The sequence below is a fragment of the Hyphomonas beringensis genome, assembly GCF_000682755.1.
Taxonomy (GTDB): domain Bacteria; phylum Pseudomonadota; class Alphaproteobacteria; order Caulobacterales; family Hyphomonadaceae; genus Hyphomonas; species Hyphomonas beringensis.
The window spans coordinates 25,892-45,305 of sequence record NZ_AWFF01000034.1; the positions used below are offsets into that span (position 1 = coordinate 25,892).

The following is a 19,414-nucleotide window of genomic DNA, read 5'->3' on the forward strand; positions in this document are numbered from 1 at the left end:
GCAATTGAGGGCCATTCTTTTTATCCGTGTACACGATGTCAGATTGTCTGGCGGGATGCTGCGCGAATTTACCATTTCAATGAGGAGTCCGTCTGTGATGGGTAAAGCAATGTCCTTCTGGTTTGATATGGTGCTGTGGAAGCGGATCCTGATTGCACTCGTGCTCGGCGCGCTTGTTGGAGGACTTGCGGGAGAGTCGATTCAGTCGATCGCCTGGATCGGGGAATTGTTTGTCCGCCTGATCAAGATGCTGATTGTGCCGCTGGTCTTTGTGACTTTGGTGTCCGGTGTCGTTTCAATGGACGACCCGAAGCGCCTTGGCTCCATCGGGGGCAGGGCGATTGCGCTCTATATGATCACCACTGTGGCGGCGATCACGATTGGCCTCGTCCTGGCCGTACTCATCCATCCCGGTGCAGGAATTGACCTATCCGGCGCGACCCCGGCTGAGCTGCAGGCGCCTATCGCGCTGAAAGACCGGTTGCTCGCGATTGTACCCGTCAATCCATTTGCCGCCTTCGCCCAGGCAGACCTGTTGGCGATCATTTTCTTTGCGCTGCTGACGGGCACCGGTTTGCTGCTGATCGGGGAGAAGGGAAAGATTCTGGCGGACGCCTTTCAGGCCGGGTCGGATCTGATGCTCAGCATCACCGGCATTGTCATGGAGTTTGCGCCCTTTGGTGTCTTTGCTCTCATTGCTGTGGTGATGGGCACGAATGGGCCACAGACCTTTATCTATCTGTTCTTCCTGGCCCTGGTGGTTGTGCTTGGCTGTGCCTTGCAGATCGTTTTGACGCAGGCTTTCCTTGTGAAGTTCCTGGCGCGCTTGCCGGTGATGCCCTTTTTGCGGGGCGCGCGGGAAGCCCAACTCGTGGCCTTCTCTACGTCATCCAGCTCGGCGACTCTGCCGGCAACCCTGTCGGCGGCTGAGCACAATCTTGGTATTCAGCCGGCCGTCGCATCTTCGGTTCTTCCCCTCGGCGCGACGATCAATATGGATGGGACAGCGCTCTATGTCGGTGTGGTCACCATTTTTGCGGCGCAAGCTTTCGGCATTCCCCTGGATCTGACTGATTATATTCTGATCGGCCTAACCACGACGCTTGTCTCTGTCGGTACGGCATCTGTGCCGTCAGCCTCGCTATTCCTGCTTGCGGCCGTGCTGGAGACGATTGGTATGAGCCCGGAGCAGACGGCGCTGGTCGTCGGGTTCATTCTACCCTTTGACCGCATTCTCGACATGACGCGCACTGTCGTGAACATCACCGGTGACCTCAGTGTCGCGACTGTGGTGGCGAAATGGGAGAAAGAAATAGACGAGGATACCTACCGCGCCGCACCGACGGAATAGCTCTGATTTCATTACGAAAATCATTATTTCGGGGGAGCTCCTTCGGGGGGCTTAGGAATGACCGCGAAGCGAGAAAATAAAGTCCAGTTGGACTGGAAATGTTTTTCGACGTAAAACCTCCTCCCAGATCAGCGAATGCGATTCTGGGAGGAACACGATGATCATCAATAGACGCCACCTTCTCATGACGGGCGCGGCGGCCGTGTCAGCATGTGCCACACGTCAGCCTACGGCAAATATCTCTCCTCTTGTGGTGGAGACAGCACAGGGTAGATATCGGGGGCTATCTGAAAACGGGGTGATGGTGTTCCGGGGAATGCGCTATGGCGAATCCACGGCGGGGCGCAATCGTTTCATGCCACCTCAAGCCCCTTCTGCATGGGCTGGTATACGCGAGGCTTATGAGTTCGGTGACCAGTCTCCACAGCAGGATACGTTTCTTGCCGGCGCTGAGACGATGAGTGATGACTGCCTGCGCATCAATGTGTGGACGCCCGCCGCTGATACCGCAAAACGTCCGGTCATGTTGTGGTTCCATGGGGGTGGTTTCGAGGCCGGAGCAGGCTCGATCAACATCTATGACGGTACAAACATCGCTAAACGAGGCGATGTTGTTGTCGCAACGATCAATCACCGTTTGAACGTATTTGGCCATTGTCATCTAGGGGATGTGCTGGGGGATGACTTCGCGCGGTCAGGCAATGTGGGCTATCTGGACCTTGTCGCGGCAATGAATTGGGTCCGCACCAACATTTCCCGCTTTGGCGGTGATCCGGACAACATCATGATTTACGGCCAGTCTGGAGGCGGACGGAAAGTCAGCCTTTGTTATGCCGGAGAAGATGCCGAGGGATTGTTTCACAAGGGGGCCATCCAATCCGGGGCTCATATCGCTGTGCAACCGCGCGAAATGGCCAATGAGCTGACGTATGAATTGCTGAAAGAGCTGCAGATTGCGCCTGGTGATGCCATTAAACTCCAAACCCTCTCCGTTGCCGAACTTACGGCAGCCCAGTTGAAGGTGCGCGACCGTATGCGCAATCGGTTCTCTCCGGTGCTTGATGGCGAGTGTTTTGAACAGCATCCATTCTACCCCGAGGCTCCTAAACGCTCCAGCCATCTACCCCTCATAGTCGGGACAACACGCACTGAGCTGACCAGCCAGCTGGGCCGCCGACCTGGGATTTTTGACATGGATAAGGCGCAAGCCATGGGCGCATTGAAAATGTTTCTGCCGCAAGAGGACATCAAGGAGGCCTTCGAGACCTTCCAGGCGTCGCGGCCAGAGGCCAACCCGTCAGAGGTTTTCTTCACGATTGCTTCAGCGCGCGGTTATGTTCGTGATCAGACTCTTCTGGCCGAGGCTCGCGCGCGGTCAGGCGGCACGGGCGACACCTATGTTTATCGCCTGATGTGGCGCCAGCCTGTTGAAGGTGGTCGACGGGTCAGTCAGCACTCGCTCGACCTTCCATTCGTGTTCGACAATGTTGATACTGTGCCTCACATTACCGGGCCTGAAACGGAAGAGACGCGAGCCATGGTGGATGCGATGGCCAATGCGTGGATTTCCTTCGCGCATGACGGCAATCCAAACAATCCAAGCCTGCCAGAGTGGAAGCCTTTTGGTCTGGAGGATCGCTATACCATGATGTTCGATGTGCCATCCCATCTGGAAAGTGATCCGCATAAGGCCGAACGAGAGTTCATGTCCAGATATGAGTCCCAGCAATTGAAGGGAGTTGCCCTTCATCGGCGATGAAGTTTTCGCGGGTGGGACGGAGGGGAAGCCGTCTCAGCACCCGTATTCGCAACAGGATAACGATAAGCCGCGCGTGACGCGGTAAAGTGTGAGGACGTATCATGACGCATCAGAAAACAGAGAAGAACAGCCAGAAAGAGGCGCTGACCAGACGGGACATGTTTGGAGTTGGGCTTGCCGGGGCATCCGTAGCGCTCACAGCTTGTGCCACGGCTGCCGGACCTGCTCAGGCGGAGCAGGCTGAAGAGGCGCCGAAACCCGCAGAAGCGGAAAAACCTCAGCCGGTTACAGACCTGAACCTGACGCCGACAATCAGCGCCTATATCGCCGGTATCCGGGATGCCCGGATCAAGTCTGAATTCCTGGATCTTGGAAAGAGGCATATTCTTGATACCTTGGCCTCCGCCGTTGCGTGCCGTGATTTGGAACCAGCGGCCTTGGCCCGAAAATACGCGCAGTTCAAATCTGCTGACGCGTCAAATGCTGCGACCGTTCTGGCGACAACGGAAAGAGCGGGCATCGTGGATGCAGTCTTCGCGGGGGCGATGATTGCCCATGGTGCGGAGATCAACGACTTCATTCCCTCTGCCTTTGTTCAACCAGGGCCAGCTGTTGTCAGCACGGCATTTGCGCTGGGGGAAAATCGCGGCCTTACAGGAAAGGATGTTCTGCATGCCTGCATTGCGGGCTATGAGCTAAGCGGGCGCATGCCGAAAGCGCTAGGCATCGGGAATCTCTACTATTCCGGTATCGCCAATCACGCGATTGGTCCCTGTTTCGGTGCGGCGGCGACAGCGGCTTCCATGCTGGGGCTGAGTGCAGACCAGGTGGCCTATGTCATGTCATATGCTGCGCAACAGGCGTCTGGTTCCTGGCAGTGGCTTCTGGATGTTGAGCACATTGAAAAGTCCTTTGTCTTTGCGGGGCTCGGGGCGCGGAATGGCGTTGAGGCCGCGTTGCTTGTCGAGGCAGGATTCCGGGGGGTGCGTGACAGCTTTGACAATGCTGACGGATATATGAATCAAGGTGTATTCCTTGGCCGCGATCATAATCCGAAATATCTGATTGAAGATCTGGATACGCGATCTGAACTTCCGCTTACGGCCTATAAACGGTATCCAGTCGGCGGGCCGACCCAGCCCGCCATTCAGGCATTGCTGGATCTTCAAAAGCATACTTCGCCTTCGACGCTTGAAAGCATTCGTATCGAAATGCCGGGCCGCTGGCAGGCCTTTCGCGATGCTGAGATGCCGGCGCTTAATCTTCGCTACCTGGCATCCATCATTGTCATTGATGGCAAGCTGGATTTCGTTGCAGCCCAGTCACGTGAGCGCTTCCTGAATGATATGCAGGTTCACGCGCTGATGAAGCGGGTTGAGGTTGCGCATGATCCGAAGCAGGAGGCTGGACCAGGCGAAGACCGTACAGAGTCTGCGCGCGTGATCGTTCAGGATAGCGAGAGCGGAGGGCATGAGGAATATGTCCCATGGGTACGGGGGTTCCCCTCCCACCCGATGTCTCGCGCAGATGTAGAGGCCAAGGCGCTTGAGCTGATGGAGCCTGTTCTGGGCAAGGCGCGCGCCAAGGATGTCGTGGATGCGACCCGGAATCTTGAACAGTTACAATCTGCCACTGATCTGGTTCATATGGTCTCGGGCGGCTGATAAGAGGCCCTGACTTAGGGTGGCATATGCGAGGTAATTTGCTTCTGATTGGTGTGGTTGTCAGCGTGTGATCGCCGCATTGTCTGATTGGCATGCATGAACTAGCCTGTCTGTCTTGAGGATATGGCGGTGCGTGCTGTGGCTGAATCACACAATTTGAAGAAGTCAGAACTCTTTGATCTGATCTGGCAAAAGCCGATGTCGGTGCTGGCGCCTGAATTGGGTATGAGCGCTAACGGCCTTGCCAAGGTTTGCGACAGGCTGAACATCCCCCGTCCTCCCAAAGGCTATTGGCGCAGCGAGGCGGTTAGTCGGGACGTTAGCAAGCCAGAAGCCCTCAGCGATCCGGATGAGATTGTACAGATCGGCGGGGCGTGCCGGCATGAACGTAAGCGCCGCGTACGCTACTCTCCTGAAGAGCGTCGACGGATGATGCTTGATGTTGCAAGACAGATTGCGTTGTCTGAAGGCGTGCACGAAGTCTCGTTGCGTCGCATCGCGTTGCAGCTGGAAATGAGCGAGGCTCAGGCTCACAATGTCTTTTCGACGCGTGAAGATTTGCTGGTCGAGCTCGCAGTTGAAGAAGTCGAGGCATATGAGGCGGCGCGTCTTGTTGCGGTGGAGCGTGGCGGCTCGCGGGTCGCAAAAGTTGTCATGTCTTCTTTAAGCCGCCTGCGTCTTGCGTCTGAGCAGGGCGCGATTTTCCAAAGTCTGATGCGCAACTCGAAAGTTCGCCAGCGCGTCAATGAACGCCGAAAGCCTGTTCGGCAGGCGGCCTCTGAAAAGCATGTCTCTGCATTGTTGCGGGAAAAACAAGTGGATCAGGCTGAGGCGCTTGCGTCTGTCTCGATGCTCACAGCGCTTGTCATCCGTGCGGGGGATCTGGTTACCAGCTCCACAATTACGCTAGCTGAGGCTGAGCGCCTCTGCATTCCTGTGGTGATAGCTGCAGCTTTGGATCGCGAAAGCGCCTAGCTGCGTAATGTATCAACAGTCAGCCGAATGATCCGTTTTTGTGTTGCGCGCGTCGTTTCGCTCGGCACTTGCTGAGTGGTCGAAAGTCTGGCGGCTTGCTCGGGCAGGGCTGAAAGCATCAATACGGTGGCGCGCGCTTGGCGTTGGACAAGGCCAAACTCCGCAACAGCCTTTTGTGCGAGCGTCATGATGCAGTTGCGATAGAATTTGCGCACCTTCAGCGACAAATGTCCCCTGCAGAAATCATCCTGAGGGGCTTCAGCGAGTAAAAGGCCCGCCGTCAGATAGTGCTCAAGGAGCAAGTCCGCCAACGCCGTGCCCGTATCCTCCAGGCTATTCCCTTGCAGAAGGGTGTGAGCAGCCTCATCCTGCAGCAGACTGATATGCCCTTCCAGCAATGCGTTGATAAGCGCGTACTGATCCGGGAAGTGCGCATAGATCAGGGACCGGCTCAGCTGCGCACGCTCGGCAATGGCGCCAAGCGACAGGGGAAGGCTTCCGGTTTGATTGTACTCACTGTTCGCTGCAGCAAGTATCCGCTCTTCGCTGGTTAGCGCCGAAGATGTGGGGTCTACGGAAGGTGACAGTATGGTCTGGCTGTCGCTCATATGGCCCCCGAAGCAAGATTGCCTGTATTTGTATCGTTCATAAGCTCCAAACGCCAATAGCGGACTGCACATGCTGTGTCGTTGGGCATCTTCTCGCCAGTTTTTACTGAGCTTTTGTCCGGATTCACCCTGTCGGTTTGAGCCTGCCCTTCAGCCTGCGAGTCAATTTACAGTCCACATCCGTTATTATAATAGTGCGATTGTCATTGACGGGCCAAGGCCGTTTCCGTATTGTCAGACTCGGGAGTGAAACACTGAAAAGGGCGGAAAGTCCGTTATGGAGAAGATTACGAGGCGTCATGCCCTGATACGGGTGGCGGGGGCTGCTGCTGGTCTTGCTGCGGTCAGTGCGTGCCAAAAATCATCGGGTGTTCAATGTGCAGCGCCGGGGCAGCTGACCCGCTCACAGCAGGCTGCGCGGGACGGGCGCAAATATGTGGAAGCGTCCAATGTCAGCGGGAAGTCTTGCGCGAATTGCACCTTCTTCAAGGTCTCTGGCGGTGACTGCGGCACGTGCGCGATAGATGATTTGCCGGCCAATCCGGAAGGTTACTGCATTTCCTGGTCCCAGGCAGAAAGCGCTCAATACAAGAAAACGGGAGGACAGCATGCGTAAGAGCTTGCTTATCACGGTCGCCTTCGGGGCGGCGGTATGCGCGACGGCGTGCGGAAATTCTGAGACGTCAGAGCCTGTAAAGGCAAGCGCATCTGAGCCTGTTGAGGCAACGCTTGTCAGCAGTGTCAATCAGGATTCCAAAACCATCGGCCTGGCCTTCTCATACTTCTGGTATGACAATCTGGAGACTCCGGACGATTGCCCGGAGGGCTATGCCTATGCGCTTCGGGACCTGGCCATTCTTGGCCTGCCGGAAGAGAAGCAGAAATACCTGCTGCAACCGGAAAACCGGTCAACTTATTACAAGATGGGCTATGCCCTCTCCGGCAAGCGGATGCGGGAGCATAATGGCACATCCATCTGCAATATTCCGGATGCGTATGATGATCCGCCGCTGCGTACTGTTCAGAGTAATCTGGCCAATGGCCGTGACCTCGACGGCAAGGCATCCTCTGGCGACGATGTCGGAAGCTGTGGCGCTGCCGATTTCACCGCGCCGGATGGCCGTAGCGGGATCGACAACCAGCTCTACCGTGTGATGGGCTGTATCGACAGTTATCGTCGCGATGCAGAATTCGCTGGCGGGGCCATGGAGGACTATCATGTCGGGGCGTATCGCGACGGCGAGATCACCACGCTGATGGAAATTCGGGATGTAGATAACCGGATGAATGACGATTACGTCGAAGTCGGTGTCTATTCCAGTCATGAGCCAACCCCCTACGACAGCGAGAAAAAGGGTATCGGCCATGCCAGCCTGACCGTTACGGACAATACGCTCTGGCACAATGAAACCACGGGCCGGATCGAGAATGGTGTTCTGATTACTGAGCCTTTCGACCTGCGTCTGAAATTCGGTTGGACGGGCCGCCCCGCCGAATACTACGTCAAGGATACGCAGATCCATCTGAACCTTGCTGAAGATGGCACGGCGGAAGGGGATCTCGTCGGGTATTTTGATCTTCAGTATGCATACTGGCACAGTTTCCATGATGAGCAGGGCGCGTTGCAGGTGGCCAATGGGTACACATGTCCTGCGGTGTGGGATGCCTTGCATAAATATGCGGATGGCTATCCGGACCCGGAAACGGGGAAATGCACGGCCATTTCCACGGCTATGAAGCTAGACGCTGTTCCGGCTTTCGTTATCCATCCCCCCAAGGAAGAGCTCGTGAAATACGTGCTCGACACCCGTGACTATTACGGTGTGGAGCTGGAAGACATTGCTGTTGAGGGGGCTGAGCTGCGAGAGCCCAAAGGGGCTGGCGGGCCGCCAGCCGCAGCGAAGTCCAGGAAAAATCCCGAGACCTCGGAAAGCAAGGAAGAGTAAGTCGTCATGTCAGTTATTCGTAATTCAATTCTGGCAGGTGTCGCTGTTGCAGCCATCGGAGCGGGTATCTACTTCGTTCCCGGTCTACTGAACGGACAGAGCGGTCCCAAGGTGACGGGCCCTCCGCCTCCACCGCAGATGCGCCGTATGACCGAAAGTCAGTATCGCAACAGTGTGGCCGATATATTCTCGCCTGAGATCAAGGTCGTCGGCCGGTTCGAACCAGATATTCGTGTGGATGGCCTGGCCGCGGTTGGCGCCAGTGAGGCCTCCATCAGTGGCAACGGCTATGAGCAATATTATGCCATGGCGGGGCGTATTGCCGAACAGGTTGTCAGCGATGAGAATTGGGCAAAATACATGCCCTGCGATGTGCCAGCGCCTGCAACATATGACGCCGCTTGCGCTGAGCAGATCATTTCCGAATACGGGGAAAAGATTTTCCGCCGTGACATGAAAGATGTCACTCTGGCGGAGTGGCTGCAGATCTCCGAATTGGCCATGGAAAAGCTCGGGAATTTCCATGCAGCCACCGGCCTTGTTCTGGAAGGAATGCTGTCTTCGCCGGAATTCCTGTTCATCATGGATACCGTAACAGAGGGCGAGGATGGTTCGCTGGAACTGACCGGGCACGCAAAGGCGGCCCGCATCAGCTATTTCCTCTGGAATACCGCGCCGGATGAGGAATTACTGAGGGCTGCATCTGCTGGCGAGTTGGATACCAAGGATGGTCTCGAAGCTCAGGTCGATCGCATGTTGAACTCCGAGCATGTGCGTACTGGCATGAATGCCTTCTTTGAGGATTTCCTGCATTTGGATGCTTTCGCCACACTCGAAAAGGACAAGCTGATCTATCCGGCTTTCAATCAGCGTGTTTCCGAGGATGGTCGCGAGCAGGTTCTGCGCTTTCTGGACTATCACCTGTTGGATAAAGCTGGCCCTTACACGGACATATTTACAGCCAAGGAAACCTTCGTGACCCGGCCATTGGGTATGATCTATGAGGTGCCCGTCCGCGCCGTAGAAGGCTGGGAGAAGGTTGAGTTCACAGAAGATGATCCTCGTGGTGGCCTGCTGTCTCACATCGCTTTCAGCGCTCTGCACGCCCATCCGGGACGCAGCTCTGCCACCTTGCGCGGCATTGCGGTGAGAGAGCTCTTGCTCTGTCAGTCTGTGGCGCCCGCGCCTGCCGCGGTGAACTTCACCGTGGTTCAGGATACCAGCAACCCCGAATTCAAGACGGCGCGAGCTCGCCTTACCCAGCACCGCACAGATGATGCATGTGCCAGCTGTCACGAGTTTATCGACCCGATCGGACTGGCCATGGAGAATTTCGATGGTGTGGGCCGGCTGAGGTATGAAGAGAACGGGGCTGTCATAGACGTCAGCGGCGCGTTCGATGGTTATGAGTTCGACAATGTCGATGGCCTTGAAGAGACCCTGGCGGACCACCCTGCAACGACCTCCTGTCTTGTGGAGAAGATGCAGAAATATGCCACAGGCAGAAAACCTCAGGCATCTGACATTCAATGGATAAATCGCCTTGAGAAGAAATTTTCGCGCTCGGATGAGAAGATCATTCCTCTCCTGCGAGAGATTGCCCTGAGTGACGAATTTTTCGCCGTATCCGCGCCGCAGGTGCCGGTCCCAGACGTCAACCAGCAAGAGGCGGCCACCCAGACAAGGGAAAAGAAATCATGAGCTTCGGACGTACAAACCCTCTCTCTCGTCGCACACTTCTGCGCGGCATGTTTCAAGGGTCAGCCCTCGCGATCGGCCTGCCATGGCTGGAGGGCATGTTTCCGGCTTTCGCTGGAACCGGCGCGGTTCGTCAGCCGCCCTTGCGCTTTGGTACGTGGTTCTGGGGCTGCGGCGTTACGCCTGGCCGTTGGAGCCCCACACTAGGTGAGGCCGGTTTCGCTTTGCAGCCGGAATCCTTGCCGCTGGAGTCGATTAAAGAGCACCTGAACTTCCTGACGGGCTTCGATGCCATTCTCGACGGACGTCCGAACCATGTGCATGTCAGTGGCACATTCAGCCTGCGCTCCGGTATCGCGCCGCTAAAATTCGGCGTGATTGAGGGCGGCACGTTTGAAACGGCCATCGCCGATCGTCTCGGAGTTGGGACCCGTTTCAAGTCTCTCGACTTTACGGCGACCGGTAATCCCGCTGACACGTACAGCTATCGCTCCGCGCAGGTGCGCAACACTCCTGAAACCTCGGCCCGCGCCCTGTATGATCGCATCTTTGCGGCAGGGCTGCGCAAGCCGGGAGAGGGTGAGTTCAAGCCGGACCCGAAAACGCTGAGCCGTATCAGTGTGCTCTCTGCCGTTAGCGAGCAGCGCAAGGCGCTTGAGGCCAATCTTGGAGCGGAAGATCGCCGCCGCCTCGACCAGTACTTTACCTCCGTGCGCGAAGTCGAGCAGCAGCTCGAACTGCAGACGGAGGAGCCTGTCATTCCGGAGGCTTGCCAGATGCCTGAGCGTCCGGGCGAGCATGATGCGAATTATGACCTGGCCAATGTCCACGAGAACCATAAGCTGATGGCAAAACTTCTGGCGCTGGCAATGGCCTGTGACCAGACGCGCAATTTCAACGTCGTTTTCTCCAACTCCGCCTCCAGCCTGCATCGCTCGGGGGAAGCCAGCAGTCACCATCTGTATACGCATGAAGAGTTCACTGATCCGGATGTCGGTTATCAGATCGAAACCAGCAAGTTCGTCATAGAGAATATGAAGGGCTGGGCGGCATTCGTTCAGGCGCTGGCGGATGTGCCGGAAGGTGACGGCACCCTGCTCGACAATTGTCTCGTCTTTGCTCACTCCGATACGTCATGGGCCAAGATCCACGCAGTTCAGGGAATTCCAATGATGACGGCTGGACGCGCAGGTGGCCGCATCAAGACGGGCCAGGTCGTCACAGCGAATGGGGATCCGATCACGCGTGTCGGTCTGACGATGCAGCAGATTGCCGGTGTGCCAATCGAACGTTGGGGTACCCGTTCAATGGAGACGGACAATTCCGTAACACAGATATTGGCCTAACCGCCTCTCATCACAGGAATACATATATGACGCTTAAATACAGGACTGGAGTTGGTGTGCGCGCTGACTTGAAATTGCGCAGGGGCTTTCTGGCTCTGCCGTTCATCGCGATGCTGGCTGCTTGTGGCGGCGATGGTGCGGAGGTCGACATGTCGTCTCTTACGCCGGAGCAGCAGGAGGTGAAGCAGCTTATCGATGCCCGCCAGGCAAACTTTCAGGATATGGGCGCCGCCTTCAAGGCAATCGGTGATGAGCTGAAAGCCGGGAGGCCAGACAGCACGACGGTAAAATTCTCTGTCGATTCCGTCGTGCGCTATGCGGCCCAAATTGGCAGCTGGTTTCCGGAGGGCACGGGACCAGCCAGTGGATTCAAGACGGAGACGAAAGCGGCCGTCTGGGAAAACCCGGAAGAGTTTGAGCAGGTTCTGTCCGAGTTTGAGGCGGCTGTTTCAGGTTTGGCAGAGGCCAATGCGAATAATGATGCGCAGGCGATTGCCGCGCAGTTCCAGATTGTCGGAGGAGGATGCAAGAGCTGTCATGACAAGTTTCGTGAAGAAGACTAAGCGGGCCGCAGGGGGCGCGCTATTGCTTGCCGGGATCGCGGTTACTGCCGCTCCAGCTATGGCTGAGGAGACGGCGCCGCAGCCGGATGTGGTCAACAAGATTGCTGCCGCAGTTCTCAATGTGTCCGACCTGGAAACAGCGACGGAATTCTATACGTCTGTCGTCGGTCTTGAGGTGGAGCGTTCTGCCTCTGGTGAGGGATATGTCGAGAACATTCTCATGACGCCGGATTCCTCAGGCACAAAGCTTGTCCTGTTCCAGGCAACTGGCGATGTGCCCACCCTCGCTTCAGGACGGGTTGTATTCTATACGGATGATGCAGAATCTGTCGTCAATGCCATGAAGGCCGAGGGGTTGGAGGTGGAGCGTGAGGCGGCGCCTATTGCTCCGGGCCTGCCAATCATTGTGGGCATAGCGAAGGATGCTGATGGAAATTCTCTGGAGTTCATCCAGCGTTAAAAATAATTGCCCGAAAGAGGGTGAGTGGGAGGAAAAATGAAAATCAAACCTGTCTGGTCAATCGTCGCGCTTGCGGCGGCGATGGCGACGCCTTCGGTAATGGCGGAAGAGCCTGCCGAGGCTGCAGCTGAGTTCGTTCGCATCCTGCCGGTCGATGAAGTGATCGAAACGGTTTCGGTTGAAACGAGTGCAGGAACTCTGGTTGGAGCACGGGAAGGCGACGCCCTTGTTTTCAAGGGCGTGCCCTATGCTGCAGCACCTGTCGGTCCGCTGCGCTGGAAGGCTCCGCAGCCCGTTGCGCCTTGGACTGGCGACCGCGCTGCGGTCTCGTACGAACCGCCGTGCCCTCAGCCTGTTCCTGTGGACGCTGCAACACCAAATCAGGGGGGTGTGGCTGGCGTACAGTCTGAAGACTGCCTGTATCTTGAGGTCTATGCGCCTGTTGCTGCGAAGAAGGCGCCTGTGGTTGTGTGGCTGCATGGCGGGGCGGCATTTCTGGGGGCAGGGCATCTCGGTTCTTATGTCGGCACCTCAAACGCTGCCAAAGGCATCATCACCATTCCTATAAATTACCGGTTGGGTTCCCTTGGGAGTTTTGCGCATCCGGCTATTTCCAGTGAGGACGGGCCAACCGGAAACTTCGCCATGATGGACGCCGTTGCCGCGCTCGAATGGGTCGCCGAGAATATCGAGGCTTTTGGTGGAGACCCGGAAAACGTCACGATTGCCGGTCAGTCTGCCGGCGGGGTCATGGTCGTCAACCTCCTCACGCTCCCATCTGCCAAGGGTCTGTTTGACAAGGCCGTTATTCAGTCGGGTGCGTATGTCTCAAAAGGAATGACGCTTGAGGATGCAGAGGCCAAAACGGTCAAAGCCCTGGCTACAATTGATGTTCCTGAAGACGTGACTGCTGAGCAATTGCGGACCGTATCGGCGCAGACCTTCTCTTATGATCCTGTTTTGCGGGGAGGATTTGGCACCATTCTGGATGGGGAGTTCTTTGTGCGGTCTCCCAAAGCGGTGCTCGAGGCCGGTGAGGAGCTGGATGTTCCCGTTCTGGTCGGTGCGAATAGCGGAGAGCGCGGTTTTCATGCGGCGGAAGATCTGGTCGCAGAGGTCGGGGATACGGGGGCGCCAGCCTGGCTCTACCGGTTTGACTATACACCGGAATTCCGCAAGGAGGCCTGGCCATCTGGCCCAATTCACTCGGCAGAACTCATTTTCTCATTTGACAGTATAGATACGTCCGGCTGGGCAGCCGGGGATGTTGGAGAGGCTGATCGCGCAATGGCGAAGTGGGTCAATTCCTGCTGGGTGGCATTTTACAAGATGCCGACAGATGCAACCTCTCTAAAATGTGCGGACGGTGTTGAGTGGCCCGCTTACGACTCGGAGAGCAAGGCAGTCATGAATTTCGGTTCGACTATCGAGATTTCTGATGCTGACATGTATCCGGATGGCCCCGGCGCAAACGAATAGGCTCGGCCAGTAAGTGAACTCAGATAGTTGAAAGCCCGGGGTGGTGTATGCTGCCCCGGGCCTTGCTGTTTTGGTGAGGCGTATACGGAGCTCTGTGTCACGGCATGAGTGCCGCCTTGTACCGGAATCACGTGTCTCGTCTTCCCTTGAGACGGAACGCGCATGATTTTCCTGGAATTTATTGGTGAGATAGTATTTCCCGGGGTTTTTTATAAAACACAATAAAAACAGTCATTAGTTTGTATTCCGGCAGAAATCGGAGTCCGCCTGGAGCATATTTTCTGGTGAGATTTGCAAAAAGATATTTACAAACCAATTGGACTGTAATTTCATCAGGCTTCCGGTGCCCCTCGATGGGCGACCCATAAAACCGGATTGGGAGGAAAATATGAGAGTGTTCATGAAGACTGCCTCTTTGGCGGTTGTTGCATATGTTATTGGGGGCACCGTTGCATATGCACAGGAAGATGAAGTTGTCCGTGTCGAGAGAACGGATGAAACAGAGGCGCGTCAGAAAAAAGTCATCGTCACCGGCTCTGCCATTCGCGGAACGCCTGAAGACGCTGCGCTGCCAGTAAACGTGTACTCTGCCGATGAGCTGGAGCTGCAGGGAAGTCCCACGGGGCTGGATTTTGCGAAAAACCTGACCCAGTCCGGCCCGACATATGGCGAGTCCAATTATTTCGGCGGTGGTAACCGCATCGGCGCGCCAGCCTTTAACTTGCGGAATCTTGGCCCTGACAACACGCTGACCCTGCTCAATGGTCGACGAGTCAGTGAGAATATTTCCAACATTCCGATGATGGCGCTGGAACGCACCGAAGTGCTGAAAGATGGCGCGGCGACCATCTATGGTGCAGACGCCGTGGGCGGGGTTGTGAACTTCATCACCAAGTCTGAATTCGTCGGCTTTGAGGTCAAGGCTGACTACAAATATGTCGATGGGTCCGATGGGGAGTGGGACCTGGGGGCGTTGTACGGCATTGGCGAAGGCCCGACCAATCTAATGGTTTCGGCGGAGTGGTCACATCGCTCACGTCTGGAAACGGAAGAGCGGGATTTCTCGTCGCTGCCCTATTGGGAAAATCCGACCGCGTGGTCATTCCTGACGAACCTGGCGCGGTACCTGCCACAAACAGCTGGCGGTACGACGATTGGATCCCTGTATGACTACACACAGGAAAGCTGCGAATCCCAAGGCGGCATTTATGCGCCCGGGTCTCCTGGCGGCACGGCCTGTAGTTATGGCTATGCGCCTTATTACAACCTCGTTGAAGATCAGGACATCTTCCGTATCTATGGCCAGCTCAATACCGAGATTGATGAGAATACGGATTTCCATATCGAAGTGGCCTATGCGGATGTGAAAGTCCCAAATCAGTTCAACTCGCCATCCCTGCCAACAACGCAGGGCCCAGCGACGACCACAGGGGCAACATTTCAATACTTTGTGCCGCAAACGAATCCATATGTGGCGGACTTCGCCGCACGGACCGGCTGGGACCAGAGCCCACTTTATGGCCTGACAGATCGCTATTCGATCGTGTTGTTGCGGCCGTTTGCCCACCAGGGCCAAACGGTCACTTCTGGCGGTGAAGGAAACTCCAACTCCGCCAGCGTCGACAATCAGATCTGGCGTATCTCCACATCTCTGGATGGGTCTCTGGGCAGCGTGTTCGGTCCAGCCGCTGGCATAGATTATGATTTTGCCGTTACGTACAATCAGCAGAAATTTACTTATGAAGACGCTGACTATCTGGGGTTCCGTCTTCAGGAAGCTCTGAATGGCTTCGGCGGCCCAGCCTGTAGTGCTGCAGACCTTGATCCGAATACGCTGGGCACGCAGAACCCGGGCGCCGCGGGGCAGAATGGATGTTTGTGGTTCAACCCGTTCTCCTCTTCCTATGCCCAGCAGCCTGAGCTTGGCCTGGAAAACCCGAATTATGTGCCGGGTACAGAGAATGACCCAGCCCTGATCGGCTGGCTCTTTGATCCGCGCCATGCGGAAACGACCACAACCAATCTGACGGTAGATCTGGTCTTCAACGGCATGATGCCGATTGAGTTGCCGGGCGGTGCGATCGGTTGGGCGGCTGGCACACAATGGCGTCAGGATGAAACATCTGAGTACAACCCCAGCGACTTCCACAATGGCGCTGTGCCATGTGCCTGGCCTGTCGGTCAGCGCCCGCTGCCGAGTACAGACCCTGACTTCAATGGCTGTACGCTCAACCGTCCGGGGCCATTCGGGTTTTACGGCATTGATGAGGCGGAAGCTTATGACCGTCAGGCGATGTCTTACTTCGCCGAGTTGAACCTGCCTTTGCATGACAGGCTGAATGTACAAGCTGCGGCGCGCCGGGAGGAATTCTCCGGCGGGCTGGATGCTACGGTCTACAAGATCGCAGGCAAGTGGGACGTGTTCGGTCCGCTGTCCATGCGTGCCTCTTATGGCACGAACTTCCTGGCGCCGGACATCAGCCTGTCTCCGGGCAGTGTCGCCAGTATTGTCCGCGCGTATGACCGGGCGAATGGCAACTGGCTTGGCGCCCAAACCGTCACGCGGACCGACATTGAGCCTGAGGAAGCGGAATCCTGGAACCTCGGCGTAATCTGGGACAGCGATGGCTTCGCGTCAGGGCACCATTTGTCTGTGATGCTCGATTATTTTGATATTCACCTGAAAGGTGAGATCGACCAATTGGCCACGAACAACCAGATTGCGAATATCGTGTTCGCCGAGGGGACGGGTCTTGCAGACTGTTCCAGTCCGCTTATCGGACGGGTCCTGCTGAATAACACGGCTACATCACCTAATGGTCAGTGTGTGCAGGGGACGTCTTCGATCAATGATCTGAATACGGTCGTTACGGATATCGGAAATGGATCCGACCAGCTGACATCGGGCGTCGATTTTTCCATTCGCTATGACATGCCGCTTTATGATGGCGACCTGACATTCGGGGTGGATGGCACGAAGGTGACAGAGCTGGAAACCACGGCACGTGTTCTTGATGGCGTCGAAGTGGCCCCTGCAGATGACCGTCTTGGCTATCTGAACTTCGAATCCATTCCATTCTCTGCTCCGGAGTGGCGGGTAAACAGCTATATCAACTTCAATCGTGAAAGACATAATCTGCGCTTGGTCGCGCGCTACGTGTCCGGCGTTGAGGATGAGCGCGGCGGCGTTGACCCTCTGGGATATTATCCCGGAACAACGGATGAGATCGGTCTGATCACCAAAGGTATCGATGTTGATCACTCCTTGCGCTTTGACACGACTTATGTGTTCAACTTCAGTGACAATCTGGCCTTCTCGGCAACTGTCGCAAACATCTTTGATGAAGATCCGCCTTATGTCCGTGCCGAGTTTGGTTACGATCCGCGCACGGCAGATGCGCTTGGACGTACCATTCAGGTCGGCGTGAAAGCGACCTTCTAATCATCTTGACTGCGGGGGTGTGTTCACCCTCGCAGTTATACCCAGCATTAGCTGTCTATAGGGCGCAGGCGTTATCTCTCCCAGTACTTGCGACTGCGCAAACTCTCCCTCCTTCCTGATACTTGCTTTTGTATTGTTTCAGTGTGTCAGTTGGACAGAGCAAATGACTTGGCCCATCCTCATGGAGGATGGGCCATTTTTTGTCATGCCTGCGATTTATAGGAAATGAGTGTGCAGGCTCTCTTAATCCATCTTGATGCCTTGCCACATCTCGCGAATTTCCGCGCGGGGATCATATGCCTGCCGTGTGTCCATGTCGAAGATCATGGTTGACCGCTTCGTTGGCTCATAGGCATCCCATTGTGGCAGCGCCTCATTGTTCGGATCACCTGTTGCCGCAAAGGCCGCCCAGGCAGAGGAGATGCGCTCGGCCATAAGCTTGCTGTCCGCCTGTGCACCGGTTAGACCGCCGCGGATACTGTACAGGCTGAGCCCGACATCAATTCCGTGCACGGCGCCGTATCGGCCGTCAAAGGCGGGAGATGGCCATGTCCACAGATAGGCCCATACCGGCGCGCCACCCGCTCTGGCCTTCAATTCGGCCTGACGGAAGGCCGCCTTGCGGAAGCCGAGATCGGTATCAACACGAGCCTGAATGATGAAGGGGGTCGAGTCCGCATCTTCCGCCCGGTAGAGCGCCAATACTTCTTCAGCCTTGTCACCAGCGCGTTTGCGAATGAACTTCAGAAGACCTTCCTCGCTGAGGTCGTAATTCGACATCCGGTAGGTCCGCTCATCCAGCGCTGTGGAGATGATCATGGGGACATCATGTGCTTGCGGCGGTGCATCCGGAGACCAGGGATGACGCGGAATGGCGACATCATCGACGATCGGCCCGAAGGCGCGTGGAGCCTCGCCTTTGGCGCGGTCTGCAAGTTCCAGCTTGGTCTGGGCCTCCAGCAGCGTCGTGAATGGCACGGCCTGTAACCGCTCCACATCGGAGGTCGGAATATCCAGTGCCTTCATCAGCCGGACCGTATTCTCCGTCGCCCGCTCGGGGGAGCCTGCCGTCAGCATTGAACCGCTCATCACTCCAGCCCGATGGAACAGGCCCTTGGCAGAAGGCATGGCCAGCAGCGTACTGGTCTTGGCACCGCCGCCGGATTGTCCGTATACCAGAACACGGTTTGGATCGCCGCCAAACTGGGCGACATTTTCTTTTACCCATTTCAGCGCGGCGACAATATCCTGCATGCCGACGCTGCCGGAGCCAGCGTACCGCTCTCCACCCAACTGTCCGAGATATGTGAATCCAAAGGCCCCAAGACGGTGGTTTACGCTGATGACAACACTGTCAGCAAAGCGTGCCATTGCCTCGCCATCCATCCCGAAGGAATTGCCGGACCCAGCATAGAATCCGCCGCCATGCAGCACCACGATAACCGGTTTGCTGGATTGCTGGTCAAGGCTGGGAGTCCAGACATTCAGGCTGAGGCAGTCTTCGCCTGGGCCAGCTGGCTGGCGGTCAAAAACGATCAGGTCGGCATATTCATAGGCGCGGCTTCCCGTGGCCTGTGGGGAGACATCGCCAAAAGACAGCGCATTCCGGATACCGGCCCACTTTTCGACCGGCTGAGGCGGCATGAAGCGATTGTCGCCAGCTGTCGAAGCGCCATAATGGACGCCCTTGAACACGCTGATGCCAGCGGCCGTCGCGCCTCTCAATTTGCCGTTGGCTGTTTCGACGACCGGGAACAGGTCTGCGGCCCAGGCTCGGCCGGAGACCAAACTGCTGCCCAACAGCGTTGCGCCCGCGCCCATGAACAGGCGCCTGGATAAACCGGATTTCGGTGGCATGGATGTTTCCTCCTGATTATTTTTCTAATTGGGATTGGAAGGCGCGTGGGCGCGATGTTTCGCATGCGAAGCATAGATGCCGCTTCACGCTGGCGCCCTGATTGAGCCTTCATGACCTCCCGATGCCGACGATGTTTTTTTTGATGCGCCGACAGATTTACAATGATGCCATGGCGTGAAAAAATAAAGTCCAAATAGACTGGAAAATGCTTGCGGGGCTAAAAAATCCCTTCAGGATGCAAGACGGTGCAGTCTTTCACGCGCTT

At 56.4% G+C, this 19,414-nt stretch carries 13 protein-coding genes; 11 read left to right on the forward strand and 2 right to left on the reverse strand.

Annotated elements, in window-relative coordinates; all coding sequences use genetic code 11:
* Nucleotides 1-97 precede the first annotated feature (97 nt).
* The 4 genes from HY29_RS08295 to HY29_RS08310 all read left to right on the forward strand — a co-directional run bounded on the left by HY29_RS08295 (nucleotide 98) and on the right by HY29_RS08310 (nucleotide 5,749).
* A complete protein-coding gene (locus tag HY29_RS08295; RefSeq protein ID WP_241765170.1) occupies nucleotides 98-1,351 on the forward strand; it encodes a dicarboxylate/amino acid:cation symporter in 1,254 nt (417 codons plus the stop codon).
* A gap of 157 nt (nucleotides 1,352-1,508) precedes the next feature.
* A complete protein-coding gene (locus HY29_RS08300) occupies nucleotides 1,509-3,110 on the forward strand; it encodes a carboxylesterase/lipase family protein (protein WP_081811298.1) in 1,602 nt (533 codons plus the stop codon).
* Between the two features lie 101 nt (nucleotides 3,111-3,211).
* Entirely contained in the window at nucleotides 3,212-4,774 is a 1,563-nt protein-coding gene (locus HY29_RS08305; protein WP_051601318.1) for an MmgE/PrpD family protein, read from the forward strand.
* Nucleotides 4,775-4,912: 138 nt separating this feature from the next.
* Nucleotides 4,913-5,749: a TetR/AcrR family transcriptional regulator gene (locus HY29_RS08310; protein WP_155838260.1), complete on the forward strand. Its 837-nt coding sequence runs from the start codon at nucleotides 4,913-4,915 to the stop codon at nucleotides 5,747-5,749.
* Here the strand turns inward: HY29_RS08310 and HY29_RS08315 are convergent.
* Nucleotides 5,746-6,357 carry a TetR/AcrR family transcriptional regulator gene (locus tag HY29_RS08315; RefSeq protein WP_034795497.1) on the reverse strand — a complete coding sequence of 204 codons (612 nt, stop codon included), beginning with the start codon at nucleotides 6,355-6,357 and terminating at the stop codon, nucleotides 5,746-5,748. The two genes, HY29_RS08310 and HY29_RS08315, sit on opposite strands and share 4 nt — an antisense overlap.
* A 608-nt stretch (nucleotides 6,358-6,965) precedes the next feature.
* Here HY29_RS08315 and HY29_RS08325 point away from each other — a divergent pair.
* From HY29_RS08325 to HY29_RS08355, 7 genes are all read left to right on the forward strand, one after another.
* On the forward strand, nucleotides 6,966-8,303 hold the full coding sequence (locus HY29_RS08325) for a hypothetical protein (protein WP_034795502.1): 1,338 nt from the start codon (nucleotides 6,966-6,968) through the stop codon (nucleotides 8,301-8,303).
* Nucleotides 8,304-8,309: 6 nt separating this feature from the next.
* Entirely contained in the window at nucleotides 8,310-10,004 is a 1,695-nt protein-coding gene (locus HY29_RS08330; protein ID WP_051601320.1) for a DUF1592 domain-containing protein, read from the forward strand.
* Nucleotides 10,001-11,347, forward strand: coding sequence for a DUF1552 domain-containing protein (locus HY29_RS08335; RefSeq protein WP_034795504.1), 1,347 nt, complete (start codon nucleotides 10,001-10,003; stop codon nucleotides 11,345-11,347). The genes HY29_RS08330 and HY29_RS08335 overlap by 4 nt, the downstream gene beginning before the upstream one ends.
* A 26-nt stretch (nucleotides 11,348-11,373) precedes the next feature.
* A complete protein-coding gene (locus tag HY29_RS18395; protein WP_162176697.1) occupies nucleotides 11,374-11,910 on the forward strand; it encodes a c-type cytochrome in 537 nt (178 codons plus the stop codon).
* Entirely contained in the window at nucleotides 11,885-12,370 is a 486-nt protein-coding gene (locus HY29_RS08345; RefSeq protein WP_162176699.1) for a VOC family protein, read from the forward strand. The genes HY29_RS18395 and HY29_RS08345 overlap by 26 nt, the downstream gene beginning before the upstream one ends.
* Nucleotides 12,371-12,406: 36 nt before the next feature.
* Complete coding sequence (locus HY29_RS08350) at nucleotides 12,407-13,849, forward strand: carboxylesterase/lipase family protein (RefSeq protein ID WP_206741944.1); 1,443 nt, start codon at nucleotides 12,407-12,409, stop codon at nucleotides 13,847-13,849.
* A 400-nt stretch (nucleotides 13,850-14,249) separates the two neighbouring features.
* On the forward strand, nucleotides 14,250-17,291 hold the full coding sequence (locus HY29_RS08355) for a TonB-dependent receptor plug domain-containing protein (protein ID WP_051601323.1): 3,042 nt from the start codon (nucleotides 14,250-14,252) through the stop codon (nucleotides 17,289-17,291).
* A 243-nt stretch (nucleotides 17,292-17,534) separates the two neighbouring features.
* Here HY29_RS08355 and HY29_RS08360 read toward each other — a convergent pair whose 3' ends face one another.
* Nucleotides 17,535-19,148, reverse strand: coding sequence for a carboxylesterase/lipase family protein (locus tag HY29_RS08360; protein ID WP_081811301.1), 1,614 nt, complete (start codon nucleotides 19,146-19,148; stop codon nucleotides 17,535-17,537).
* Between the last annotated feature and the right edge of the window lie 266 nt (nucleotides 19,149-19,414).

What these genes read in the sequence shown, in the direction of transcription:
- HY29_RS08335 (WP_034795504.1), top strand. Translation starts at nt 10,001, where the DNA reads ATGAGCTTCGGACGTACAAACCCTCTCTCTCGTCGCACACTTCTGCGC.
- HY29_RS08350 (WP_206741944.1), top strand. Translation starts at nt 12,407, where the DNA reads ATGAAAATCAAACCTGTCTGGTCAATCGTCGCGCTTGCGGCGGCGATG.
- HY29_RS18395 (WP_162176697.1), top strand. Translation starts at nt 11,374, where the DNA reads ATGACGCTTAAATACAGGACTGGAGTTGGTGTGCGCGCTGACTTGAAA.
- HY29_RS08315 (WP_034795497.1), bottom strand. Translation starts at nt 6,357, where the DNA reads ATGAGCGACAGCCAGACCATACTGTCACCTTCCGTAGACCCCACATCT.
- HY29_RS08305 (WP_051601318.1), top strand. Translation starts at nt 3,212, where the DNA reads ATGACGCATCAGAAAACAGAGAAGAACAGCCAGAAAGAGGCGCTGACC.
- HY29_RS08345 (WP_162176699.1), top strand. Translation starts at nt 11,885, where the DNA reads ATGACAAGTTTCGTGAAGAAGACTAAGCGGGCCGCAGGGGGCGCGCTA.
- HY29_RS08325 (WP_034795502.1), top strand. Translation starts at nt 6,966, where the DNA reads ATGCGTAAGAGCTTGCTTATCACGGTCGCCTTCGGGGCGGCGGTATGC.
- HY29_RS08360 (WP_081811301.1), bottom strand. Translation starts at nt 19,148, where the DNA reads ATGCCACCGAAATCCGGTTTATCCAGGCGCCTGTTCATGGGCGCGGGC.
- HY29_RS08295 (WP_241765170.1), top strand. Translation starts at nt 98, where the DNA reads ATGGGTAAAGCAATGTCCTTCTGGTTTGATATGGTGCTGTGGAAGCGG.
- HY29_RS08355 (WP_051601323.1), top strand. Translation starts at nt 14,250, where the DNA reads ATGAAGACTGCCTCTTTGGCGGTTGTTGCATATGTTATTGGGGGCACC.
- HY29_RS08300 (WP_081811298.1), top strand. Translation starts at nt 1,509, where the DNA reads ATGATCATCAATAGACGCCACCTTCTCATGACGGGCGCGGCGGCCGTG.
- HY29_RS08330 (WP_051601320.1), top strand. Translation starts at nt 8,310, where the DNA reads ATGTCAGTTATTCGTAATTCAATTCTGGCAGGTGTCGCTGTTGCAGCC.